General features: G+C 67.2%; 31 protein-coding genes and 1 tRNA gene. 27 read left to right on the top strand and 5 right to left on the bottom strand.

Annotated elements, in window-relative coordinates; genetic code table 11:
* The 12 genes from L1088_RS12560 to lysS all read left to right on the top strand — a co-directional run.
* Positions 1-66 (top strand): EF-Tu C-terminal domain-related protein (locus L1088_RS12560; protein WP_164835696.1); only part of this gene is annotated, 66 nt, incomplete at its 5' end.
* Between the two features lie 45 nt (positions 67-111).
* Entirely contained in the window at positions 112-276 is a 165-nt protein-coding gene (rpmG, locus tag L1088_RS09175) for a 50S ribosomal protein L33 (protein ID WP_038048822.1), read from the top strand.
* Complete coding sequence (gene secE / locus L1088_RS09170; RefSeq protein ID WP_038048825.1) at positions 276-458, top strand: preprotein translocase subunit SecE; 183 nt, start codon at positions 276-278, stop codon at positions 456-458. The genes rpmG and secE overlap by 1 nt, the downstream gene beginning before the upstream one ends.
* Positions 455-1009 (top strand): transcription termination/antitermination protein NusG, encoded by a 555-nt coding sequence (gene nusG, locus L1088_RS09165; protein ID WP_038048827.1) that lies wholly within the window; start codon positions 455-457, stop codon positions 1007-1009. Before secE ends, nusG begins: the two co-directional genes overlap by 4 nt.
* 44 nt (positions 1010-1053) lie before the next feature.
* A complete protein-coding gene (gene rplK / locus L1088_RS09160) occupies positions 1054-1497 on the top strand; it encodes a 50S ribosomal protein L11 (protein ID WP_015716108.1) in 444 nt (147 codons plus the stop codon).
* Complete coding sequence (rplA, locus tag L1088_RS09155; RefSeq protein ID WP_234554684.1) at positions 1490-2179, top strand: 50S ribosomal protein L1; 690 nt, start codon at positions 1490-1492, stop codon at positions 2177-2179. The genes rplK and rplA overlap by 8 nt, the downstream gene beginning before the upstream one ends.
* 213 nt (positions 2180-2392) lie before the next feature.
* The gene (gene rplJ, locus L1088_RS09150; protein WP_234554683.1) at positions 2393-2914 is read left to right on the top strand and encodes a 50S ribosomal protein L10; all 522 of its coding nucleotides are present in this window, start codon (positions 2393-2395) and stop codon (positions 2912-2914) included.
* A gap of 10 nt (positions 2915-2924) precedes the next feature.
* Entirely contained in the window at positions 2925-3302 is a 378-nt protein-coding gene (gene rplL / locus L1088_RS09145; protein WP_038048835.1) for a 50S ribosomal protein L7/L12, read from the top strand.
* Positions 3303-3389: 87 nt separating this feature from the next.
* Positions 3390-3962, top strand: a complete 573-nt coding sequence (locus L1088_RS09140; protein WP_234554682.1) for a UbiX family flavin prenyltransferase — start codon at positions 3390-3392, stop codon at positions 3960-3962.
* Positions 3963-4083: 121 nt separating this feature from the next.
* The gene (locus tag L1088_RS09135; RefSeq protein ID WP_234554681.1) at positions 4084-5202 is read left to right on the top strand and encodes an acyl-CoA dehydrogenase family protein; all 1119 of its coding nucleotides are present in this window, start codon (positions 4084-4086) and stop codon (positions 5200-5202) included.
* 41 nt (positions 5203-5243) lie between these two features.
* The gene (locus L1088_RS09130; RefSeq protein ID WP_234554680.1) at positions 5244-6035 is read left to right on the top strand and encodes an isoprenyl transferase; all 792 of its coding nucleotides are present in this window, start codon (positions 5244-5246) and stop codon (positions 6033-6035) included.
* A gap of 143 nt (positions 6036-6178) precedes the next feature.
* The gene (gene lysS / locus L1088_RS09125) at positions 6179-7309 is read left to right on the top strand and encodes a homocitrate synthase (protein ID WP_234554679.1); all 1131 of its coding nucleotides are present in this window, start codon (positions 6179-6181) and stop codon (positions 7307-7309) included.
* A 2-nt stretch (positions 7310-7311) separates the two neighbouring features.
* Here lysS and L1088_RS09120 read toward each other — a convergent pair whose 3' ends face one another.
* Positions 7312-7518 carry a type II toxin-antitoxin system HicA family toxin gene (locus L1088_RS09120; protein ID WP_234554678.1) on the bottom strand — a complete coding sequence of 69 codons (207 nt, stop codon included), beginning with the start codon at positions 7516-7518 and terminating at the stop codon, positions 7312-7314.
* Positions 7508-7729, bottom strand: a complete 222-nt coding sequence (locus L1088_RS09115; RefSeq protein ID WP_234554676.1) for a type II toxin-antitoxin system HicB family antitoxin — start codon at positions 7727-7729, stop codon at positions 7508-7510. The genes L1088_RS09120 and L1088_RS09115 overlap by 11 nt, the downstream gene beginning before the upstream one ends.
* A 22-nt stretch (positions 7730-7751) precedes the next feature.
* Between L1088_RS09115 and L1088_RS09110 the strand changes: the two genes are divergently transcribed.
* The 14 genes from L1088_RS09110 (at position 7752) to L1088_RS09045 (ending at position 18125) form a co-directional block, all read left to right on the top strand.
* Entirely contained in the window at positions 7752-9017 is a 1266-nt protein-coding gene (locus tag L1088_RS09110; protein ID WP_234554674.1) for a 3-isopropylmalate dehydratase large subunit, read from the top strand.
* Positions 9010-9501 carry a LeuD/DmdB family oxidoreductase small subunit gene (locus L1088_RS09105; protein WP_234554673.1) on the top strand — a complete coding sequence of 164 codons (492 nt, stop codon included), beginning with the start codon at positions 9010-9012 and terminating at the stop codon, positions 9499-9501. The genes L1088_RS09110 and L1088_RS09105 overlap by 8 nt, the downstream gene beginning before the upstream one ends.
* A 9-nt stretch (positions 9502-9510) precedes the next feature.
* On the top strand, positions 9511-9828 hold the full coding sequence (locus L1088_RS09100; RefSeq protein WP_234554672.1) for a paraquat-inducible protein A: 318 nt from the start codon (positions 9511-9513) through the stop codon (positions 9826-9828).
* Complete coding sequence (lysW, locus tag L1088_RS09095; protein ID WP_038040644.1) at positions 9822-9986, top strand: lysine biosynthesis protein LysW; 165 nt, start codon at positions 9822-9824, stop codon at positions 9984-9986. Before L1088_RS09100 ends, lysW begins: the two co-directional genes overlap by 7 nt.
* An 89-nt stretch (positions 9987-10075) precedes the next feature.
* A complete protein-coding gene (gene lysX / locus L1088_RS09090) occupies positions 10076-10921 on the top strand; it encodes a lysine biosynthesis protein LysX (RefSeq protein ID WP_234554671.1) in 846 nt (281 codons plus the stop codon).
* Entirely contained in the window at positions 10914-11948 is a 1035-nt protein-coding gene (gene argC / locus L1088_RS09085; protein ID WP_234554670.1) for an N-acetyl-gamma-glutamyl-phosphate reductase, read from the top strand. The genes lysX and argC overlap by 8 nt, the downstream gene beginning before the upstream one ends.
* A gap of 33 nt (positions 11949-11981) precedes the next feature.
* Positions 11982-12215, top strand: a complete 234-nt coding sequence (locus L1088_RS09080) for a ribbon-helix-helix domain-containing protein (protein ID WP_135257411.1) — start codon at positions 11982-11984, stop codon at positions 12213-12215.
* Positions 12212-12610: a type II toxin-antitoxin system VapC family toxin gene (locus L1088_RS09075; RefSeq protein WP_135257412.1), complete on the top strand. Its 399-nt coding sequence runs from the start codon at positions 12212-12214 to the stop codon at positions 12608-12610. Before L1088_RS09080 ends, L1088_RS09075 begins: the two co-directional genes overlap by 4 nt.
* Positions 12607-13416, top strand: coding sequence for a [LysW]-aminoadipate kinase (locus tag L1088_RS09070; protein WP_234554669.1), 810 nt, complete (start codon positions 12607-12609; stop codon positions 13414-13416). The genes L1088_RS09075 and L1088_RS09070 overlap by 4 nt, the downstream gene beginning before the upstream one ends.
* A 4-nt stretch (positions 13417-13420) precedes the next feature.
* A complete protein-coding gene (locus L1088_RS09065) occupies positions 13421-14989 on the top strand; it encodes a 1,4-alpha-glucan branching protein (RefSeq protein ID WP_234554668.1) in 1569 nt (522 codons plus the stop codon).
* A 16-nt stretch (positions 14990-15005) separates the two neighbouring features.
* Entirely contained in the window at positions 15006-15872 is an 867-nt protein-coding gene (locus tag L1088_RS09060) for a nitrilase-related carbon-nitrogen hydrolase (protein WP_234554667.1), read from the top strand.
* The gene (locus tag L1088_RS09055) at positions 15869-16714 is read left to right on the top strand and encodes an NAD+ synthase (RefSeq protein WP_135343794.1); all 846 of its coding nucleotides are present in this window, start codon (positions 15869-15871) and stop codon (positions 16712-16714) included. The genes L1088_RS09060 and L1088_RS09055 overlap by 4 nt, the downstream gene beginning before the upstream one ends.
* Entirely contained in the window at positions 16711-17121 is a 411-nt protein-coding gene (locus L1088_RS09050; RefSeq protein WP_234554666.1) for a CoA-binding protein, read from the top strand. The genes L1088_RS09055 and L1088_RS09050 overlap by 4 nt, the downstream gene beginning before the upstream one ends.
* Before the next feature lie 20 nt (positions 17122-17141).
* Positions 17142-18125 (top strand): A/G-specific adenine glycosylase, encoded by a 984-nt coding sequence (locus L1088_RS09045; RefSeq protein ID WP_234554665.1) that lies wholly within the window; start codon positions 17142-17144, stop codon positions 18123-18125.
* Here the strand turns inward: L1088_RS09045 and L1088_RS09040 are convergent.
* Positions 18036-18734, bottom strand: a complete 699-nt coding sequence (locus L1088_RS09040; protein ID WP_135260976.1) for an FAD-dependent oxidoreductase — start codon at positions 18732-18734, stop codon at positions 18036-18038. The genes L1088_RS09045 and L1088_RS09040 overlap by 90 nt on opposite strands.
* 27 nt (positions 18735-18761) lie before the next feature.
* Positions 18762-18837, bottom strand: a tRNA-Trp gene (locus L1088_RS09035).
* A 68-nt stretch (positions 18838-18905) separates the two neighbouring features.
* Between L1088_RS09035 and L1088_RS09030 the strand changes: the two genes are divergently transcribed.
* Positions 18906-19712: a C40 family peptidase gene (locus tag L1088_RS09030; RefSeq protein ID WP_234554663.1), complete on the top strand. Its 807-nt coding sequence runs from the start codon at positions 18906-18908 to the stop codon at positions 19710-19712.
* A gap of 15 nt (positions 19713-19727) precedes the next feature.
* Here L1088_RS09030 and L1088_RS09025 read toward each other — a convergent pair whose 3' ends face one another.
* Positions 19728-20654, bottom strand: coding sequence for a nitroreductase family protein (locus L1088_RS09025; RefSeq protein ID WP_267961170.1), 927 nt, complete (start codon positions 20652-20654; stop codon positions 19728-19730).
* Positions 20655-20656: the final 2 nt, after the last annotated feature.

The following is a 20656-nucleotide window of genomic DNA, read 5'->3' as shown; positions in this document are numbered from 1 at the left end:
CGGTTTGCCATCCGGGAGGGTGGGCGGACCGTGGGCGCCGGCGTGGTCACCAAGATCCTGGAGTGAGCCTTGGGGGGAGGCTTGCCTCCCCCCACCCTAGCGAGGTGAGGCATGGCCAGCGAGGTCCGCATCAAGCTGCTCTTGGAGTGCACCGAGTGCAAGCGCCGCAACTACGCCACCGAGAAGAACAAGCGCAACACTACCTCCAAGCTGGAGCTCAAGAAGTACTGCCCTTGGTGCGATAAGCACACGGTCCACAAGGAAGTGAAGATCTGATGTTGGGCCGGATTGTCCGCTACTTCCAGGAAGCCCGGGCGGAGCTTTCCCGGGTTACCTGGCCCACGCGGGAGCAGATCGTGGAGGGAACCCAGGCCATTCTGGTCTTCACCCTGGCCTCCATGCTGGTCCTGGGGCTATACGATCTGGTTTTCCGCTTCCTGATAGGGCTTCTGCGATGAGCATTGAATGGTACGCGGTCCACACCTACGTGGGGCAGGAGGAGAAGGCCAAGGCCAACCTGGAGAAGCGGGTTAGGGCCTTTGGCATGGAGGACAAGATCTTCCAGGTCCTCATCCCCACGGAGGAGGTGGTGGAGCTCCGCGAGGGGGGCAAGAAGGAAGTCGTCAAAAAGAAGCTCTTCCCCGGATACCTCTTCGTGCAGATGGACCTGGGGGATGAGGAGGAGCCCAACGAGGCCTGGGAGGTGGTGCGGGGTACCCCGGGCATCACCGGCTTCGTGGGGGCAGGCACCCGCCCCGTGCCCCTCTCCCCGGACGAGGTGCGGCACATCCTGGAGGTTTCCGGCCTTTTGGGGAAGCGGGAGGCCCCCAAGGCCCAGGTGGCCTTCCGGGAGGGCGACCAGGTCCGGGTGGTCTCCGGCCCCTTCGCGGACTTTACCGGCACCGTGACCGAGATCAACCCGGAGAAGGGGAAGGTCAAGGTCATGGTCACCATCTTCGGGCGCGAGACCCCTGTGGAGCTGGACTTCTCCCAGGTGGTCAAGGCCTAAAAGGCGTCTGTACCCCCAACTTGGGGGGAGCCTAGGAGGGAAAAATGAAGAAAGTCGTTGCCGTAGTCAAGCTGCAGCTGCCCGCGGGCAAGGCCACGCCCGCGCCCCCTGTGGGCCCGGCCTTGGGTCAGCACGGGGCCAACATCATGGAGTTCGTGAAGGCTTTCAACGCGGCCACCGCCAACATGGGGGACGCCATCGTCCCCGTGGAGATCACCATCTACGCGGACCGCTCCTTCACCTTTATCACCAAGACCCCGCCCGCCAGCTACCTCATCCGCAAGGCTGCGGGCCTGGAGAAGGGGGCTCATAAGCCCGGCCGGGAGAAGGTGGGCCGCATCACCTGGCAGCAGGTTCTGGAGATCGCCAAGCAGAAGATGCCCGACATGAACACCACCGACCTCGAGGCCGCTGCCCGCATGATCGCGGGCTCGGCCCGCTCCATGGGGGTGGAGGTGGTGGGCGCGCCGGAGGTGAAGGATGCCTAAGCACGGCAAGCGCTACCGGGCCCTTTTGGAGAAGGTGGACCCTGCCAAGGTCTACACCATTGACGAGGCCGCCCGGCTGGTGAAGGAGCTGGCCACGGCCAAGTTTGACGAGACGGTGGAGGTCCACGCCAAGCTGGGCATTGACCCCCGCAAGTCCGACCAGAACGTGCGCGGCACCGTTTCCTTGCCCCATGGCCTGGGCAAGCAGGTGCGGGTTCTGGCCATCGCCAAGGGGGAGAAGATCAAGGAGGCCGAGGAGGCCGGGGCCGACTACGTGGGCGGGGAGGAGATCATCCAGAAGATCCTGGATGGCTGGATGGACTTCGACGCGGTGGTGGCCACCCCGGACGTGATGGGGGCGGTGGGCTCCAAGCTGGGCCGGATCCTCGGTCCCAGGGGCCTCCTCCCCAACCCCAAGGCCGGCACCGTGGGCTTCAACATCGGGGAGATCATCCGCGAGATCAAGGCGGGCCGCATCGAGTTCCGCAACGACAAGACCGGGGCCATCCACGCCCCCGTGGGCAAGGCGAGCTTCCCCCCGGAGAAGATTGCCGAAAACATCCGGGCCTTCCTCCGGGCCCTCGAGGCCAGCAAGCCCGAGGCGGCCAAGGGCACCTTCTTGCGCACGGTCTACGTGACCAGCACCATGGGGCCCAGCATCCGCATCAACCCTCATTCCTAAGCCCTCGTGGGTTTGGGGCCAGGGGCCAGCTTGACCCCTGGCCCTTTGCCCTTTAAACTCACCTATGGCACCCCGGGCGCGAGCGGCGCCCAGGCCAAAGACAGCGGGGGGCTAAAGGCCTTAAACATCCCGCCGAGGCGCTTGAGGGGGAGCGTTTCTCGAGAAGCCCAAAAAAGTCGGCCGGGGTTCCCCTGCCCCGAAAGGGAGGAAGGCGTGCCAAACAAGCGCAACGTTGAGCTTCTTGCCGCCCTCAAGGAGAACCTTGAGCGGGCCCGTGGCTCCTTCTTCCTGGTGAACTACCAGGGGCTCTCCGCCAAGGAGACCCACGCCCTGCGCCAGGCCCTAAAGGAGAAGGGGGCCCGGCTTTTCGTGGCCAAGAACACCTTGATCCGCATCGCCCTTAAGGAGCTTGGCCTGCCCGAGCTGGATGGCCTCCAGGGCCCAAGCGCCGTGGTCTTTTATGGGGACCCGGTGGCCGCGGCCAAGGCCCTTTCGGAGTTTGCCAAGAAGAACCCCAAGGGCATCCCCGAGGCCAAGGGCGGGCTCCTGCAGGGCCAGGTGCTCACGGCCAAGGACGTGGCCGCGCTGGCGGAGCTCCCCACCATGGACGAGCTCCGGGCGGAGCTCGTGGGCGTGTTGCAGGCCCCCATGGCGGAGTTCGTGGGGATCTTGGGCGGTGTGGCCCGCGAGCTGGTAGGCATCTTGGAAGCGTACGCGGAGAAGAAGGCGGCGTAGGAGGTAGAAGATGGCTTTGGACATTGAACGCATCAAGGAAGAGCTTTCTCAGGCTACGGTTTTGGAACTCAAGCAGCTCATCGACGTCCTCAAGGAGACCTGGGGCGTGACCGCGGCGGCCCCCGTGGCCGTGGCCGCGGCGCCTGCGGCGGCGGCTGCGGCGGCTCCCGTGGAGGAGAAGACCGAGTTTGACGTGATCCTCAAGGACGCGGGGGCCAAGAAGCTGGAGGTCATCAAGGAGCTTCGCGCCATCACCGGCCTGGGGCTCAAGGAGGCCAAGGACCTGGCGGAGAAGGGCGGCCCCGTCAAGGAGGGGATCGCCAAGGCCGAGGCCGAGGAGATCAAAAAGAAGCTCGAGGCCGTGGGCGCGGTGGTGGAGCTGAAGTAAGCCCCCGCCCCACGGGGTGCCCCCCAGGCCCAAGGGGCCTGGGGTTTTATTTCGCGGTTACAGGGCGCGGGCGGGGACCAGGGTAGCATGAGGCTCATGAGCGGGCTTCCCCGGGTGGTGGTGGGCCTTACGGGGGCCAGCGGCATGCCCTACGCCCTGGACCTCCTCGAGGCCCTAAGGGGCCTGGCGGAGGTGCACCTGGTGGTTTCCCAGGGGGCCAAAAGGGTCTTGTGGGAAGAGATGGGGCTTAGCCCCAAGGACCTCTACCCTTTGGCGAGCCGGGTCTACAAGGACAGCGACCTGGGGGCCCCCATCGCCTCAGGCTCCTTCCCCACCCGGGGGATGGTGGTGGTGCCCTGCTCGGCTACCACCTTGGGCAAGGTCGCCCTAGGCTTGGCGGACACCCTCCTTACCCGGGCGGCCTACGTGCACCTGAAGGAACGGCGCCCGCTGGTTCTGGTGCCCCGGGAAACCCCCCTGCCCCTCCCCACCCTGAGGGCCATGGTCCAGGTGGCCGAGGCGGGGGCGGTGGTCCTGCCGGCAAGCCCGGGCTTCTACCACCGGCCCAAGGAGATTGGGGATCTTTTGGGCTTCATCACCCAGCGCATCTTGGACCACCTAGGCTTAAGCGCCCAGCGGTCCCCCCGCTGGGGGGAGTGAGACCACCCCACGCGGACTCTGTCCCCGTGGGGGCCCCAGGTGGGGGGGTTAGGGCTGTGCGTCCCCTGCCAGGCGGAAGCATGGCGTTTTTTTGCGCAAGTGCGGTGATACGATAGGGCTGATGACCCTGACCCAGGAGCAAAGGCTGGTTCTGGACACGGTGCGCAAGCTGGCCAAGGAGGTCCTCTACCCTCTGGCCCCGGAGTACGACCGGGAGGGCAAGTACCCCTGGCCTCAGCTCAAGGCCCTGGCGGAGCTCGGCTTTCTGGGCATGACCACCCCCGAGGCCTGGGGGGGTGCGGGCCTGGACTCCGTCACCTGGGCTTTGGCCCTCGAGGAGATCGCCGCCGCTGACCCCAGCGTGGCGGTGATCGTTTCCGTGACCAGCGGGCTTCCCCAGTACATGCTCTTTCGCTTCGGCACCGAGGCGCAGCGGCGCAGATACCTCCTCCCCCTGGCCCGGGGGGAGTGGATCGGGGCCTTCTGCCTCACCGAGCCCCATGCGGGTTCGGATGCGGCCAGCATCCGCGCGGAGGCCAGGAGGGTTCCCGGGGGCTACGTGCTGAACGGCACCAAAAGCTGGATCACCTCCGCGGGCCAGGCGCAGCTGTACGTGGTCATGGCCCGCACGGAGAGGGGCATCAGCGCCTTCTTGGTGGAGAAGGACACCCCAGGGCTTTCCTTCGGCCCCCCCGAGGAGAAGATGGGCCTCCACGCCGCCCACACCGCCGAGGTGCGTCTGGAAGAGGTCTTCGTCCCCGAGGAGAACCTCCTGGGGGAGGAGGGGCGGGGCCTGGCCTACGCCCTGGCGGGTTTGGACTCGGGGCGCATCGGGGTGGCGGCCCAGGCGGTGGGCATCGCCCGGGGGGCCTTTGAGATCGCCAAGGCCTACGCTGACCAGCGGGAGCAGTTTGGCAGGAAGCTCCGCGAGCACCAGGCCATCGCCTTCAAGATTGCGGACATGCATGTGAAGATTGCCGCTGCCCGGGCCCTGGTCCTGGAGGCAGCTCGCAAAAAGGACCAGGGGGAGCGGTTCACCCTCGAGGCCAGCGCCGCCAAGCTCTTCGCCAGCCAGGTGGCGGTGGAGGTGACCCGGGAGGCGGTGCAGGTGCTTGGGGGTTATGGCTACCACCGGGACTACCGGGTGGAGCGCTACTACCGGGACGCCAAGGTGACGGAGATCTACGAGGGCACCTCGGAGATCCAACGCCACATCATCGCCCGGGAGCTATACCGCTAGCCCTTTCCTTTCTCATCCCCCCGGCTTAGGGTGGAGAGGGTATGCTCCGCCGCCTCCTTTCCCTCACCCGGCCCCTCTACTGGCTCTACGAAAGGCGCCTCCTGAAGGAGGTGAAAGGAGGCCCGGTTCCCAAGCACCTGGGCCTCATCCTGGACGGGAACCGCCGCTACGCCAAGGCTCTCGGCTTCTCGCCCACCAAGGGGCACGAGTTCGGGGTGCACAAGGCCTATGAGGTTCTGGAGTGGTGCCTGGAGATGGGCATCCGCACCGTCACGGTCTGGGTCTTTTCCACCGACAACTTCAAGCGCTCCCCCGAGGAGGTGGAGACCCTCATGCGCCTCTTCGTGCGGGAGGCCGAAAGGATGGCCGAGGACCACCGCATCCTGGAACACCAGGTGCAGGTCCGGGTCATCGGGCGGCGCGAAGGCTTTTCCGAGGAGGTGCTGAAGGCCCTCACCCGCCTTGAGGAGAGCACCCGCCACCATCAGGGGATGGTCCTCAACATCGCCATGGGCTACGGGGGGCGCGAGGAGATCGTGGATGCGGTGAAGCGGCTTTTGCTCGAGGCCGGGGAGCAAGGGCGCTCCCCCAAAGAGGTGGCCGAAACCCTCACCCCCGAGGCCATCGCCCAGTACCTCTACACCGCAGGCCTCCCTGACCCCGACTTCATCATCCGCACCTCGGGGGAGATTCGGCTTTCCGGCTTCCTCCTCTGGCAGTCCGCCTACTCGGAGTTCTACTTCGCCGACGTGCTATGGCCCGAGTTCCGCAAAATCGACTTCCTGCGGGCCCTAAGGAGCTATCAGGCCCGCGAGAGGCGGTTTGGGCGTTGACAAAATGCGCCCTTTCGTATACCCTTACAGGCAAGATGCTGGCCCTAGAGAAAAAACTCGGTCGCCGGGGGGTAGGATAGCCCTCTAAGGGTTTCTTATCCCCCGGCCCGAGTTCGGGCCGGTTTTCTTTTGGGGAGGGGCGCATGCGGGAATGGAAGATCATCGATTCCACCTTGCGGGAAGGGGAGCAGTTCGAGCGGGCCAACTTTTCCACGGCGGACAAGATTGAGATCGCCAAGGCCCTGGACGCCTTCGGGATTGAGTACATTGAGGTGACCACCCCCATGGCCTCCCCCCAGTCCCGCAAGGACGCGGAGGTGCTGGCCTCCTTGGGCCTGAAGGCTAAGGTGGTGACCCACATCCAGACCCGCCTGGATGCGGCCAAGGTGGCGGTGGAAACCGGGGTCCAGGGCATCGACCTCCTCTTCGGCACCAGCAAGTACCTGCGGGCGGCCCACGGGCGGGACATCCCCCGGATCATCGAAGAGGCCCGGGAGGTCATCCAGTTCATCCGCGAGGCCGCTCCCCATGTGGAGGTGCGCTTCTCTGCCGAGGACACCTTCCGCTCCGACGAGCACGACCTTTTGCAGATCTACGAGGCCATCGCCCCCTACGTGGACCGGGTGGGCCTGGCGGACACCGTGGGCATCGCCACGCCAAGGCAGGTCTACGCCCTGGTGCGGGAGGTGAGGCGGGTGGTGGGGCCTCATGTGGACATCGAGTTCCACGGCCATAACGACACGGGTTGCGCCATCGCCAACGCCTTTGAGGCCATTGAGGCGGGGGCCACCCATGTGGACACCACCATCCTGGGGATCGGGGAGCGGAACGGGATTACCCCTTTGGGGGGCTTCCTGGCCCGCATGTACACCCTGCAGCCCGAGTACGTAAAGGGCAAGTACCGGCTGGAGATGCTCCCTGAGCTGGACCGCATGGTGGCCAAGATGGTGGGGATTGAGGTCCCCTTCAACAACTACATCACCGGGGAGACGGCCTTCAGCCACAAGGCGGGGATGCACCTCAAGGCTATCTACCTCAACCCGGAGTCTTACGAGCCCTACCCGCCGGAGGTCTTCGGCGTGCGGCGCAAGCTCATCATCGCCTCCAAGCTCACCGGGCGGCACGCCATCAAGGCGCGGGCGGAGGAGCTTGGCCTCCATTACGGGGAGGAGGAACTGGCCCGCATCACCCAGCACATCAAGGCTCTGGCGGATAGGGGCCAGCTCACCCTGGAGGAGCTGGACCGGATCCTTAGGGAGTGGATCACGGCATGAGGCTAGAGTTGGCGGAACTCCTCCTCGGTGAGGCCAACCTGTTTCAGGATCTTTTTGAAGGTGCCCTTGGGAAGCTCTCCGCTGTGGAAGGGTATCACGGCTATCCGGCCATCGGGGTGGGCGTAAAGCCGATGCCCTCCTTTGGCCATGCGCTCCACGAACCCCAGGCGCTGAAGTTTTCTGGCTACCTCCTCGGGTCTAGGCGGCATCTATCCCCACCTGCACCGTGCGGACATCAGGAGGAAGAGAGCGGCCTGTTTCCTTCAGGTAAGCCAGTACCAACTCCAAGGCTTCTTTGGCGTGGTCCAAGGCTTCCTCGGGGGTTCGGCCAAAGGAATGGGCTTCGGGAATGGCGGGAAACTCGGCGATCCAGGTGCCCGGGGTTTCGGGGTCCTCATAGACGAGGGCGGTGTAGGTCATACCCTCAGTATAGGAGGCGGGCATGGGCCTGACTTTGGCGGAAAAGATCCTCTCCCATAAGGCGGGAAGAGAGGCGCGGGCGGGGGAGCTTCTTGTGGTGGAGGTGGATCAGGTGATGGTGGTGGACTCCATCGCCGGGAGCTTCTTCCGGCGCCTGGAGTACCTGGGGGCCACCCCCCGGTACCCGGAAAGGGTTTCCATCGTCATCGACCACGTGGCCCCGGCGGCGAACCTCGAGGTGGCCAAGGCCCAAAAGGAGATCAGGGAGTGGGGGCATAAGCACGGCATCCGGGTCTTTGACGTGGGCCGGGGGGTCTGTCACCAGGTGCTGGTGGAGGAGGGCCTAGCCCAGCCGGGCTGGATCGTGGTGGGCTCGGACTCCCACTCCACCACCTACGGGGCGGTGGGGGCCTTCGGCACGGGGATGGGGGCCACGGACATCGCCCTGGCCGCCGCCAGTGGCCGTACCTGGTTCAGGGTGCCGGAAAGCGTCAAGGTGACCTTCCGGGGGAGGCTTCCTAGAGGGGTCACCGCCAAGGACGCCGCCCTCGAGATGGTGCGCCTCCTCACCGCCGAGGGCGCCACCTACATGGCGGTGGAGATCCACCTCCTGGACGGGGCGGAGTCCTTGAGCCGGGGGGAGCGCATGACCCTGGCCAACCTCACGGTGGAGGCGGGGGCCAAGGCGGGGCTGGTGGTGCCCTCGGGGGAGATCCTGCAGCTTTACCGGGTGCCCGATTGGCTCTACCCCGACCCCGACGCCCGCTACGTGCGGGAGGTGGAGATCGACCTTTCCACCCTCTCTCCCAGGGTTTCCGTACCCTTCTATGTGGACAACGTGCACGAGGTGGCCGAGGTCCGGGGCAAGCGGGTGGACCAGGTCTTCATCGGCACCTGCACCAATGGGCGCATCGAGGACCTGAGGGCCGCCGCTGAGGTGCTCAAGGGGCGGAAGGTGGCCCCGGGGGTGCGCCTTCTCGTCATCCCCGCCAGCTCCCAGGTCTTGGAAGAGGCGGCCCGGGACGGCACCCTCCTGACCCTCCTTCAGGCTGGGGCTACCATCGGCACCCCGGGGTGCGGCCCCTGCATGGGGCGGCACATGGGGGTTTTGGCCCCGGGGGAGGTGTGCGTGTCCACCAGCAACCGCAACTTCCGGGGGCGGATGGGGGCGCCCGACGCCGAGATCTACCTGGCGAGCCCCCGGGTGGCCGCGGCCAGCGCCGTGGCCGGGTATATCGCCACCCCCGAGGACCTAGCCTCTTTGCCTCAGGAGGAAGCCCATGCCTAGGGTTTGGAAGTTTAGCGACCACATCAACACGGATGACATCCTTCCCGGCAAGTACGCTCCTTTCATGGTGGGGGAGGACCGGTTCCACACCTTTGCCTTCGCCCACCTGCGGCCCGAGTTCTCCAAAGAAGTAAGGCCCGGGGACATCCTGGTTTTTGGGAGGAACGCGGGGCTTGGCTCTAGCCGGGAGTACGCCCCCGAGGCCTTGAAGCGCCTCGGCATCCGGGCGGTGATCGCCAAGAGCTACGCCCGCATCTTCTTCCGCAACCTGGTGAACCTGGGGATCATTCCCTTTGAGTCGGAGGAGGTGGTGGATGCGCTAGAGGACGGCGACGAGGTGGAGTTGGACCTGGAAGGGGGGGTGTTGCGGAGGGGGGAAGAGCGTTTCCAGCTCCGCCCCCCACCCCCCTTCCTCCTGGAGGCGCTCAAGGAGGGTTCGCTTCTGGACTACTACAAGAAGCACGGCCGCTTCCCGGGGGAGTAGACTGGGCTCATGGAGGACCTGGAGATCACCTGTCCGGTGTGCGGCGAGGCCAGCGTGGTGCTGGCCGAAGACTTGGAGACCCTCGAGGTGGGGGACGTCTTGGAGTGCGAAGCCTGCGGGGCCTTCCTGGAGGTGGTCTCCCTGGACCCTTTGGAGGTGGAGGTGACGGAGGAGGGCTTAGAGGGCTTCTTCGTGGACTGCCCCCGTTGCGGGTACACCCTGGAGGTGTCCGAAGAGGACCGGGGCCAGGAGGTGCAGTGCCCCGAGTGCGGCTTCCGCTTCATCCCCGACTGGAGTGAGATAGAGGAGGAGGACGAGGAATGGTAGCCACTTGCCCTGAGTGCGGTGCGGAGCTTACCCTGGAGAACCCGGAACTGGGAGAGCTTTTGGTTTGCGAGGACTGCGGCGCGGAGCTGGAGGTGGTGGGGCTGGACCCCCTTCGCCTGGAGCCCGCCCCGGAGGAGGCGGAGGACTGGGGAGAGTGAGGCTATCCCCTTAGGGTAGGGAGCCTCGAGGCCCAGGACCGGGCTGAAGCCCGGCCTGGGGGTTCTTGGAAGGGGGAAGAGCCATCGCCATGCTGGCCATCCTGTACGACCGCATCCGCCCCGACGAAAAGATGCTCTTTGAGCGGGCCGAGGCCCTGGGCATCCCCTACAAAAAGGTCTACGCCCCCGCCCTGCGCATGGTCTTGGGGGAGAGGCCCAAGGAGCTGGAAGGGGTCACGGTAGCCCTGGAGCGGTGCGTGAGCCAGAGCCGGGGCCTGGCCGTGGCCCGGTACCTCACCGCCTTGGGCATCCCCGTGGTGAACCGGCCCGAGGTCATGGAAACCTGCGGGGACAAGTGGGCCACCAGCGTGGCCTTGGAGCGCCATGGCCTGCCCCAGCCCAGAACCGCCCTCCTCACCGATGCGGAGGAGGCCCTGAAGCTCATGGAGGAATGGGGCTATCCCGTGGTGCTGAAGCCCGTGATCGGGAGCTGGGGAAGGCTTCTCGCCAAGATTACTGACCGGGAGGCCGCCGAGGCCATCCTGGAGCACAAGGAGGTTCTAGGAGGCTTCCAGCACCAGCTTCTCTACCTCCAGGAGTACGTAAGGAAGCCCGGGCGGGACATCCGGGTCTTCGTGGTGGGGGATCGGGCCATCGCCGCCATCTACCGCCGCAGCCAGCATTGGATCACCAACACCGCCCGGGGCGGGCAGGCGGAAAACTGCCCCGTAACCCCGGAGATCGCGGAGCTTTCCGTGCGGGCGGCCCAGGCGGTGGGGGGCGGGGTGGTGGCCATCGACCTCTTTGAGTCCGAGCGGGGCCTTTTGGTGAACGAGGTGAACCACACCATGGAGTTCAAGAACTCCGTGCACACCACCGGGGTGGACATCCCCGGGGAGATCCTGCGCTACGCCTGGGAGGTGGCCCGTGGATAAGAAGACCCTCGCCATCGTGGGGGCCTCGGGCTACGCGGGGGGGGAGTTCTTGCGCCTGGCCCTCGGCCACCCCCATCTGGAGGTGAAGCAGGTGACCTCGAGGCGCTTCGCCGGGGAGCCCGTGGCCTTCGTCCATCCCAACCTGCGGGGCAGAACCAACCTGAAGTTCATCCCCCCGGAGAAACTGGAGCCCGCCGACATCCTGGTCCTTTCCCTGCCCCACGGGGTCTTCGCCCAGGAGTTTGAGCGCTACGCCAGCTTAGCCCCCATCCTCATCGACCTCTCCGCGGACTTCCGCCTCAAGGACCTCGAGCTTTACCGCAAGTACTACGGGGAGCACCCCCGGCCCGAGCTTCTGGGCCGCTTCGTCTACGCCCTGCCCGAGCTCTACCGGGACCGCTTGCGGGAAGCGGACTGGATGGCGGGGGCGGGGTGCAACGCCACTGCCACCATCCTGGGGCTCTACCCCCTCCTCCGCGGGGGCGTGCTCAAGCCAGGACCCATCTTCGTCACCCTCCTCATCTCCACCTCGGCGGCGGGGGCCGAGCCCAGCCCAGCCAGCCACCACCCCGAGCGGGCGGGCTCCCTCCGGGTCTACAAGCCCACGGGCCACCGCCACACCGCCGAGGTGGTGGAGCACCTGCCCGGCCGTCCCGAGGTCCACCTCACTGCCATCGCCACCGACCGGGTGCGGGGCATCCTCATGACCGCCCAGGCCTTTCTCCTGGACGGCTGGAGCGAGCGGGACGTGTGGCAGGCCTACCGGGAGGCCTATGGGGGGGAGCCTTTCATCCGCATCGTCAAGCAGAAGAAAGGCGTGCACCGCTACCCGGACCCCCGCTTCGTCCAGGGCACCAACTACGCGGACATCGGCTTCGAGCTAGAGGAGGACACCGGGCGCCTGGTGGTCATGGCGGCCATCGACAACCTGGTGAAGGGCACCGCCGGCCACGCCCTGCAGGCCCTCAACATCCGCATGGGCTGGCCTGAGACCCTGGGGCTGGAGTTTCCCGGGCTCCATCCTTGAGGCTGGGGCAGAGTAGGTGCTAGCATATACGCCATGAAGCGGACCACCCTCTACTTGCCCGAGGAGCTGGACCTTCTCCTTTCCCAGCTGGCCCGGCGGGAGGGGCGTTCCAAGGCCCAGCTGATCCGTGAAGCTTTGGAGCGCTTCGCCGAGGCCAAGAGGGAGGGGGTACTTCCCTCGTGGGTGGGGGTGGGGGAGAGTAGGGATCCGGGCTACATTGACCGGGACGAGGAGGAGCTCCTTCGGGCCCTGGAGGAGGAGGCTTGAGCCTCCTTTTGGACACCAGCGGCATCTTGGTGCTTCTGGACCGGAGGCATCCCTTACACCAGGTGGCGCGGGGGTTGCTCCGAGGGCAGCTTCTGGTGCCCATCACCGTGCTTCCCGAGGTGGATCATCTGGCTAGGAAGCACCTGGGGCCAGGCCCGGTGGAGCGTTTTCTCCAAGGCCTTTTGCGGGGAGAAGGCGTGCTCCTTCCTCTAGGTATGCCCGAGCTGGAGCGGACTTTGGAACTCATGGTCGCTCATCCCGAAGTGGGTTTCGTGGACGCTAGCCTGGTGGCCCTGGCCGAACGGCACCGGGTGCGGCGGGTGCTGACCCTGGACCGCAGGCACTTTCTGCGTTTTCGGCCCAAGGGGCTAGAGTACCTGGAGGTATTGCCGTGATCGTGGTGAAAGTGGGCGGTGCCGAGGGCATCGATTACGGGGCGGTGGCTAAGGACGCCGCCGCTTTGTGGAAGGAGGGGGTGAGGCTTCTTTTGGTGCACGGGGGGAGCGCCCTCACCAACCGGGTGGCGGAGGCCCTGGGCCACCCGCCCCGTTTCCTCACCCACTCTGGGGGGCAGGTGAGCCGCCTCACGGACAAGGAAACCCTGGACATCTTCCTCATGGTCTACTGCGGCCTCACCAACAAGCGGTTGGTGGAGCTGTTGCAGAAGGAAGGGGTGAACGCCCTCGGGCTTTCCGGGGTGGACGGGAGGCTTCTGGAAGGGCGCAGGAAGACCGCGGTGAAGTACGTGGAAGACGGCAAGGTGAAGATCCACCGCGGGGACTACACGGGCACCGTGGAGCGGGTGAACCGGGCCCTTTTGGACCTCCTCCTCGAGGCGGGGTATTTGCCCGTGATCACCCCTCCCGCCATCAGCTACGAGGGGGAGGCCATCAACACCGATGGGGACCAGGTGGCGGCCCTCTTGGCCACCGCTTATGGGGCCGAGGCCCTGGTCTATCTCTCCAACGTGCCCGGCCTTTTGGCCAACTACCCCGACGAGGCCAGCCTGGTGCGGGAGATCCCCGTGGAAAAGGTGGAGGCCCCCGAGTACCTGGCCCTAGCCCAGGGGCGGATGAAGCGCAAGGTGATGGGGGCGGTGGAGGCGGTGCGGGGTGGGGTCAAGCGGGTGGTCTTCGCCGACGCCCGGGTGGAAAACCCCATCAGGCGGGCCCTGGCCGGGGAGGGCACCGTGGTACGCTAGACCCATGGCGCGCTTCGCCCTGGTCCTCCACGCCCACCTCCCCTACGTGCGCTCCCACGGGATGTGGCCCTTTGGGGAGGAGACCCTGTACGAGGCCATGGCCGAGACCTACCTGCCCCTCCTGCGGGCCTTGGAGAGGCTTCACCAGGAGGGGGTGGAGGCCCGCTTCACCCTGGGCATCACCCCCATCCTGGCGGAGCAGCTGGCCGACGGCCGGATCAAGGAGGGCTTCCGCGCCTACGCCAAGGACCGCCTGGAGCGGGCCCAGGGCGACTACCTGCGCTACCAGGGGACGGACCTCGAGGCCAGCGCCCGCCACCAGGTGGCCTTCTGGGAGCTCACCCTGGACCACTTCCACCACCTAGGGGGCGACCTCCTCCAGGCCTTCCGCCGGGCCCAGGAGCGGGGGCAGGTGGAGCTCCTCACCTCCAGCGCCACCCACGGCTACTCTCCGCTTCTGGGATACGACGAGGCCCTCTGGGCCCAGATCAAGACGGGGGTGGCCACCTACCGCCGCCACTTCGCCAAGGACCCCACGGGCTACTGGCTTCCGGAGATGGCCTACCGGCCTAGGGGCTTCTGGAAGCCTCCGGTGGAGGGGGCGAGGGAGGGCTTCAGGGCCGGGGTGGACGAGCTTCTGATGCGCGCGGGCATCCGCTACACCTTCGTGGACGCCCATCTGGTCCAGGGGGGGAAGGCCCTTTCCCCCTACGGGGAGGCCTCCTTGGAGGTGGAGAGCGCCGAGGCCACCTTCTATGTGCACGAGCTGGAGTCGGGCCTGCGGGTCCTGGCCCGCAACCAGGAGACCGCCCTCCAGGTCTGGAGCGCGGACCACGGCTACCCCGGGGAGGGGCTTTACCGGGAGTTCCACCGCAAGGACCCCCTTTCCGGCCTCCACCACTGGCGGGTGACCCACCGGCAGGCGGACCTGGCCCAGAAGGCCCCCTACGACCCCGAGGCGGCCTTCGCCAAGGTGCGGGAGCACGCCGCTCACTTCGTGGGGCTCTTGGAGCGCCTGGCCCGGCAGCACCCGGATGGGGTCATCCTTGCCCCCTACGACGCCGAGCTCTTCGGCCACTGGTGGTACGAGGGGGTGGCTTGGCTGGAAGAGGTGCTCCGGCTTCTCGTCCGGGCGGAAGGGGTGCGGGCGGTGACGGCCAAGGAGGCGGTGCAGGGCAAGGCGGTGCGGGCCGCTTTGCCCGAGGGCTCCTGGGGCCGAGGTGGGGACCACCGGGTTTGGCTCAGCGAGGGAACCCTGGACTACTGGCGCCTGGTCTACCGGGCGGAGGGGGCCATGCGGGAGGCGGTGCGCCGGGGAAGCCTGCCCCCAAGGGTGCTCCAGCAGGCCATGCGGGAGCTTCTGCTCCTCGAGGCCTCCGATTGGCCCTTCCTCATCGATACCGGCCAGGCGGCGGAGTATGCCAAGGAGCGCTACCAGGGGCATGCCGAGGCCTTCTTCCGTCTCCTCCAGGGGGTTTCCCCGGAGGAGCTCAAGGCCTTGGAGGAGCGGGATAACCCCTTCCCGGAAGCCGACCCCAAGCTTTACCTGGAGCCCGGTTTGGTCCTTTCCTGAAGCGTAGGATAGGTCTGTGATCCGGCACGCCATACTGCAGTTCCGCCCTGAGAAGGCCAGGCTGAAGGAGAACCTGGCCCGCCTCGAGGGCCACCTGAAAGCCCTCCGCTCCCACGCCCCCGAGGTGGTGGTCCTGCCCGAGGCCGCCCTCACCGGCTACTTCCTGCAAGGGGGGGTGCGGGAGCTGACCCTGACCCGGTTTGAGCTTTTGGAGCTTCTCTCCGAGGTCCACCGGCGGGCGGGGTACGAGGGGCTTTTGGACGTGGTGGTGGGCTTTTACGAGCGGGACGAGGGAGCCTACTACAACAGCGCCGCCTACCTGGAGCTTCCCCACCGCATCGTCCACGTGCACCGCAAGGTCTTCCTGCCCACCTACGGGGTCTTTGACGAGGAGCGCTACCTGGCCCGGGGAAGCCGGGTGGGGGCCTTCCAGACCCGCTTTGGCCGCGCGGCCATCCTCATCTGCGAGGACTTCTGGCACTCCATCACCGCGGCCATCGCCGCTCTGGACGGGGCCGAGGTCCTCTACGTGCCTGCGGCCAGCCCGGCTCGGGGCTTCCATGGGGAGCGCCCAGAAAACGTGGAGCGCTGGCGCACCCTGGCCCGGGCGGTGGCGGCGGAGCACGGGGTGTACGTGGTGCTCTCCAGCCTGGTGGGGTTTGAGGCGGGGAAGGGGATGAGCGGAGGGAGCCTGGCGGTGGGGCCCGAAGGGCGGATCCTGGCGGAGGCCCCCCTCTTTGAGGAAGCGGCCCTTCTCTTCGCCCTGGACCGGGAACGCATCCCCCCTGTGCGTTACGATAGCCCCCTCCTTTCCGACCTGCAGGCCGCCTTGCCCCTTCTCCTTCCCGACCTGGAACGGGTGCTGCAAAAGGAGGGAAGATGACCGTTCTGGAAGCTCCCAAGGCCCAGGAGACCCTAGAGCTCAACTGGCCCCTGGTGGCTGACTTCCTCACCCGCTTCATACGGGAAGAGCTCGCCTGGCGGGGCTACGAAAAGGCCGTCGTGGCCGTCTCGGGAGGGGTGGACTCCGCCACCACCTTAGCCCTGGCGGTGCGGGCCCTGGGGCCTGAAAGGGTCCATGCCCTCTTCCTGCCCCATCGGGAAAGTAGCCCCCTTTCCCGGGAGCACGCCCACCTGGTGGCGGAGGCCTTTGGGGTGGCCCTGGAGGAGGTGGACATCACCCCCATGGTGGAGGGCTACGCCACGCAAACCCCGGACCTCACCCCTCACCGCAAGGGCAACGTCATGGCCCGGGCCCGCATGATCGTGCTCTTCGACAAGTCCCAGGCCTACGGGGCCTTGCCCTTGGGCACGGGCAACAAGACGGAAAGGCTTTTCGGCTACTTCACCTGGCACGGGGACGATACCCCCCCTGTGAACCCCTTGGGGGACCTCTACAAGACCCAGGTCTGGGCCCTGGCCCGCTTTCTTGGGGTGCCCGAGGCGGTGGTGGCCAAGGCCCCCACCGCCGACCTCATCCCGGGCCAGACGGACGAGGCCGACCTGGGGGTGCGCTACCTGCGGGCCGACGTCATCCTGGAGCACTACCTGAAGGGCTACCCTGACGCCTACATCGAGAGCCTGGGCTACACCCCTGAGGAGATCGCGCGGGTCAAGGAGCGGGTGAACCGCACCCACTGGAAGCGGGCCCTGCCCACCGTGGCGCTTCTTTCCTCCACCGCCATCGGGGAGTTCTACCTCCGCCCCTTGGACTACCGGCCATGACGGATGCGGAGCTCAAAGCCTACTTGGAAAGGGCGCGCACCATCGCCGTCCTCGGGGCCCACAAGGATCCCCTTCGCCCTGCCCACTACGTGCCCAAGTACCTCTTCGAGCAGGGCTACCGCCTCCTGCCCGTGAACCCCCGCTTTAGGGGAGAGGAGCTTTTCGGGACCAAGGTGGCGGGAAGCCTGGGGGAGATCCTCGAGCCCGTGGACATCTTGGACATCTTCCGCCCCCCGGAGGCCCTCATGGGCCATCTGGAGGAGGTTCTGGCCCTCCGCCCTGGGATGGTGTGGCTCCAGTCGGGCATCCGCCACCCTGCCTTTGAGGCCGCCTTGAGGCAGGCGGGCCTCCTGGTGGTGGCGGACCGTTGCCTCATGGTGGAACACCGGCGGCTCTTTTCCCTTTGACCGCGAAGGTCCTACTTCCCATGGAAGCCTGGCAGAAGGCCCTCCTCGCCTGGTACCGGGAGCAGGCCCGTACCCTTCCCTGGCGGGGGGAGAAGGACCCCTACCGGGTTTTGGTGGCCGAGGTCCTCCTCCAGCAGACGCGGGTGGAGCAGGCCATGCCCTACTACCGCCGCTTCCTGGAGCGCTTCCCCACCCTTGCCGCCTTGCGGGCAGCCTCCTTGGAGGAGGTGCTCAAGGTTTGGCAGGGGGCGGGCTACTACCGCCGGGCGGTGAACCTCCACCGCCTGGCCCAGGAGGTGGAGGCCCTGCCCCGAAGCTACGCCGAGCTCCTGAAGCTTCCCGGCCTCGGCCCCTACACTGCGGCGGCGGTGGCCTCCATGGCCTTTGGGGAGCGGGTGGCGGCGGTGGACGGGAACATAAGGAGGGTCCTTTCCCGGCTCTTCGCCTTGGAAGACCCCGCCCCTAAGGTGCTTCAGGACCTGGCGCAACGCCTTCTGCCGCAAGGGGAAGACCCGGGGGTTTGGAACCAGGCCCTCATGGACCTGGGGGCCATGGTCTGCCTCCCCAAAGCCCCCCGCTGCCTGGCCTGCCCCCTTAGGGCCTTCTGCCGGGGCCAGGAGGAGCCGGAGCGCTACCCCAGGCCCCGGCGTCGGGCCGTCCGGGAGGAGGCCCTGGCGGCTTTGGTCCTCCTGGGGCGGAAGGGGGTCCACCTGGAGCGGCTTTCCGGGCGCTTCCAAGGGCTATACGGGGTGCCGCTTTTCCCCCTGGAGGAGCTCCCCGAGCGGGCCCAGGCCTTCGGGGTGGCCCCCAGGCCTGCGGGGAAGGTGCGCCACGCCCTCACCCACCGCCGCCTCGAGGTCCAGGTCTACCTGGCCCCCTGGGAAGGGGAGGGGGAGGACCCCTGGGAGAAGCCCCTACCCAAGCTCATGGAGAAGGTGCTCCGCCAGGCGCAGGCCCTCTTGGCTCATGAGGGCGTAGTCCCCTTCCCGCACGCAAAGCCCTAGGCCGTAGAGCCTCTCTAGCCGCTTCAAGCGGAAGGTGGCCGCTTCCCACTCCTCAGGGTGGAAGGCGTGGTAGCGCACCCGGTAGCCCGGGGTGGTGGGGGTTTCGGGTACCTCGCCCTCCCGCTCCAGGAAGCGGAAGCCCAGGGCCAGGAGGTGCTGGAAAAGGTCGGGGTAGCTGGCCTCGGAAAGCCTCCCCGCCTCCTCCTCCACCTCCCCTATCCGGAGCCTAGCCCCCAGGAAGCTCCCCACCGCCAGCACCACCCGTTCCGCCTCCACCGGGGGGCCTTCCCAGGTGCTCACCCCCACCACGCGGCTTCCCTCCAAGAGGAGGCCCGTGGCCGTGGCCTGGAAAAGGTGCAGGTTCCTTTCGGCCTCCAGCAGGTACTTGGCCCGGGCGTGGAAGGCCCAAAGCCGCTCATCCTTGGGGTCATAGGCCCTTTCCAGCAGGCTCCCTTGGGGAAAGGGGGGCTTTGGGGGGAGGAAGGGCATCATCACCGAGTCCAGGCTCTGGGTGAGGAGGCCCACCCGCACCCCTTCTTGCGCCAGCCGGTAGGCGGCCTCGCTCCCCGCGAAGCCCGCCCCCACGATGAGGACCTGATACGCGCCCATAACGAAAAAAGGCCCCGAAGGGCCGTTTGGCGGGCCGTGAAGGACTCGAACCTCCAACCCCCGGTTTTGGAGACCGGTGCTCTGCCAGTTGAGCTAACGGCCCCCGCCTCCAGGGATTGTAGCACACCCTTTGGTGGAGGCCAAGGGGCGCGGCGGGCATAGAATGGGGCCATGCCCCGCGGTCTGGTTCTGGCCCTCTTCCTCTCCCTGGCCCTGGCCCAGACCCATACCGTGGCTCCTGGGGACACCCTCTTCTCCCTGGCCCGGCGCTACGGCACCACGGTGGAGGAGCTCATGCGCCTGAACGGGCTGGAGAGCTTCCTCATCCAACCCGGCCAGGTGCTCAGGCTCCCGGAGAAAACAGAGCGCACCCACGTGGTGGCCCCCGGGGACACCCTCTTCTCCCTGGCCCGGCGCTATGGCACCACGGTGGAAGACCTGATGCGCCTCAACGGCCTCGCTTCCCCGGAGATCCGGGTGGGGCAGGTGCTCAAGCTTCCTGGGGCCTCCGGTCAGGCGCTAGCTCCGGGGGAGGAGGCCCCTGCAGCCCTTCCTGGGGAACGCCAAACGGAGCCCCCTTCGGACGCCAAGGAGGACTACGACCCGGAAAGCCCCCTTCTGAAGGTGGTCCTCCGCTACCTGGGGGTGCCCTACAAGTATGGGGCCAGCTCCCCCACCTCCCTGGACTGCTCCGCCTTCGTGGCCCAGGTCTACGCCGAGCTGGGGGTGGCCCTGCCCCGCACCAGCCGGGAACAGTTCCGCACCCTGCCTCCGGCGGACACCCTGCGCCCTGGGGACCTGGTCTTCTTCAGCTTCGGGGGCAAGGAAGTGGACCACGTGGGCATCTACCTGGGCCGGGGTGTCTTCGCCCACGCCTCTAGCTACGGGAGCCGGGTGGTCATCGAGAGCCTCGAGGCCCCCTTCTATCAGAAGGCCTACCGGGGCGCCCGGCGGGTGGTGCAGGAGGCGGGGAAATAGGTGCCCGCCGGGGCCTCAGGGCCAGTCTTTGATCTCTCCCCGGGCCTTCCCGAGGGCGGTGAGGAGGGCCTCCCCGGGCCGACCCTCCCCGCGGAAGGCCTCGGTCTCCCGCTCCAGCCAGGCCTCTCCCTCCCGGAAGAGCACCCCCCGGGCCTCCCTCAGGGCCTCCTCCAGGAGGGCTCCCAGGGAGTAGAAGGGGGCGCCTTGGGGCAGGTCGGGGTCAAAGCCCTGGCGGGCGAGGGCCCGGCCATAAGGTCCTTCCCGCCCCTCCATGGCCCCGCCCTGGGCGAAGTAGCGCTTGAGCACCCTCCCCCAGTCTCCCACGCGGCTGTAGGGGGCCATGGCCTGGAAGCCCGCTTCCAGGTCCTCAGGCCCGTAAGGGCGGTAGCGGTTCTCGTGCACCACCAGCCTCCGGGGAAGCCGGGGCCTGGGGGGGCCCGCCTCGTCCGGCACCCCCACCGCCAGGCCCACCGCGGGGATGACCCCTTTGGGAAGCTCCAGGAGGTTGATGAGCTCCTCCACCCCGTTCAGCACCCCCCCGATGAAGCAGACCCCGTAACCTAAGGCCTCAGCGGTAAGGGCCAGGTAGCTGGCGGCAAGCCCTGCATCTAAGAGGGCGAAGTGCAAGGCGGTTTTGGGCCAGAAGGCCATCCTTTCCCCCCGATAGGCGAGAAGCCTCTCCAGGCGATGGACGTCCGCCAGGAAAACGAAGAACTCCGCTGCCTGGCGGATGTGCTCCTGGTTACCGGAAAGCTGGGCCACCCTTTCCCTGAGCCCGGGGTCCGTAATCCGGATGGCGCTGTAAAGCTGGGCACTGGCGTCGGTGGGGGCTCTTTGCAGGGCGAAGAGGAGCTTTTCCAAGTCTTCCTCGGGTATGGGCACCGGCTTAAAGCGGCGCACGCTGCGCCTTTGGGCCAGGATGGGAAGAAGGTCCACCGCCATCC

The sequence above is a fragment of the Thermus caliditerrae genome (genome assembly GCF_021462525.1).
GTDB lineage: Bacteria > Deinococcota > Deinococci > Deinococcales > Thermaceae > Thermus > Thermus caliditerrae.
Note: the sequence above shows the minus strand (reverse complement) of the source record. Positions and strands in the feature narration are given on the sequence as shown.

Coding starts and splice junctions, on each gene's coding strand:
- L1088_RS09120 (WP_234554678.1), bottom strand. CDS start 7,518: ATGCCGCCTAGACCCGAGGAGGTAGCCAGAAAACTTCAGCGCCTGGGG.
- L1088_RS09080 (WP_135257411.1), top strand. CDS start 11,982: ATGAAGCGGACCACCCTCTACTTGCCCGAGGAGCTGGACCTTCTCCTT.
- L1088_RS09115 (WP_234554676.1), bottom strand. CDS start 7,729: ATGACCTACACCGCCCTCGTCTATGAGGACCCCGAAACCCCGGGCACC.
- lysX (WP_234554671.1), top strand. CDS start 10,076: ATGCTGGCCATCCTGTACGACCGCATCCGCCCCGACGAAAAGATGCTC.
- L1088_RS09135 (WP_234554681.1), top strand. CDS start 4,084: ATGACCCTGACCCAGGAGCAAAGGCTGGTTCTGGACACGGTGCGCAAG.
- rplA (WP_234554684.1), top strand. CDS start 1,490: ATGCCTAAGCACGGCAAGCGCTACCGGGCCCTTTTGGAGAAGGTGGAC.
- L1088_RS09105 (WP_234554673.1), top strand. CDS start 9,010: ATGCCTAGGGTTTGGAAGTTTAGCGACCACATCAACACGGATGACATC.
- L1088_RS09030 (WP_234554663.1), top strand. CDS start 18,906: ATGCCCCGCGGTCTGGTTCTGGCCCTCTTCCTCTCCCTGGCCCTGGCC.
- nusG (WP_038048827.1), top strand. CDS start 455: ATGAGCATTGAATGGTACGCGGTCCACACCTACGTGGGGCAGGAGGAG.
- L1088_RS09040 (WP_135260976.1), bottom strand. CDS start 18,734: ATGGGCGCGTATCAGGTCCTCATCGTGGGGGCGGGCTTCGCGGGGAGC.
- rplK (WP_015716108.1), top strand. CDS start 1,054: ATGAAGAAAGTCGTTGCCGTAGTCAAGCTGCAGCTGCCCGCGGGCAAG.
- L1088_RS09025 (WP_267961170.1), bottom strand. CDS start 20,654: ATGGCGGTGGACCTTCTTCCCATCCTGGCCCAAAGGCGCAGCGTGCGC.
- L1088_RS09065 (WP_234554668.1), top strand. CDS start 13,421: ATGGCGCGCTTCGCCCTGGTCCTCCACGCCCACCTCCCCTACGTGCGC.
- rplL (WP_038048835.1), top strand. CDS start 2,925: ATGGCTTTGGACATTGAACGCATCAAGGAAGAGCTTTCTCAGGCTACG.
- rpmG (WP_038048822.1), top strand. CDS start 112: ATGGCCAGCGAGGTCCGCATCAAGCTGCTCTTGGAGTGCACCGAGTGC.
- L1088_RS09130 (WP_234554680.1), top strand. CDS start 5,244: ATGCTCCGCCGCCTCCTTTCCCTCACCCGGCCCCTCTACTGGCTCTAC.
- L1088_RS09100 (WP_234554672.1), top strand. CDS start 9,511: ATGGAGGACCTGGAGATCACCTGTCCGGTGTGCGGCGAGGCCAGCGTG.
- secE (WP_038048825.1), top strand. CDS start 276: ATGTTGGGCCGGATTGTCCGCTACTTCCAGGAAGCCCGGGCGGAGCTT.
- lysS (WP_234554679.1), top strand. CDS start 6,179: ATGCGGGAATGGAAGATCATCGATTCCACCTTGCGGGAAGGGGAGCAG.
- L1088_RS09110 (WP_234554674.1), top strand. CDS start 7,752: ATGGGCCTGACTTTGGCGGAAAAGATCCTCTCCCATAAGGCGGGAAGA.
- L1088_RS09055 (WP_135343794.1), top strand. CDS start 15,869: ATGACCGTTCTGGAAGCTCCCAAGGCCCAGGAGACCCTAGAGCTCAAC.
- lysW (WP_038040644.1), top strand. CDS start 9,822: ATGGTAGCCACTTGCCCTGAGTGCGGTGCGGAGCTTACCCTGGAGAAC.
- L1088_RS09045 (WP_234554665.1), top strand. CDS start 17,142: ATGGAAGCCTGGCAGAAGGCCCTCCTCGCCTGGTACCGGGAGCAGGCC.
- L1088_RS09050 (WP_234554666.1), top strand. CDS start 16,711: ATGACGGATGCGGAGCTCAAAGCCTACTTGGAAAGGGCGCGCACCATC.
- L1088_RS09140 (WP_234554682.1), top strand. CDS start 3,390: ATGAGGCTCATGAGCGGGCTTCCCCGGGTGGTGGTGGGCCTTACGGGG.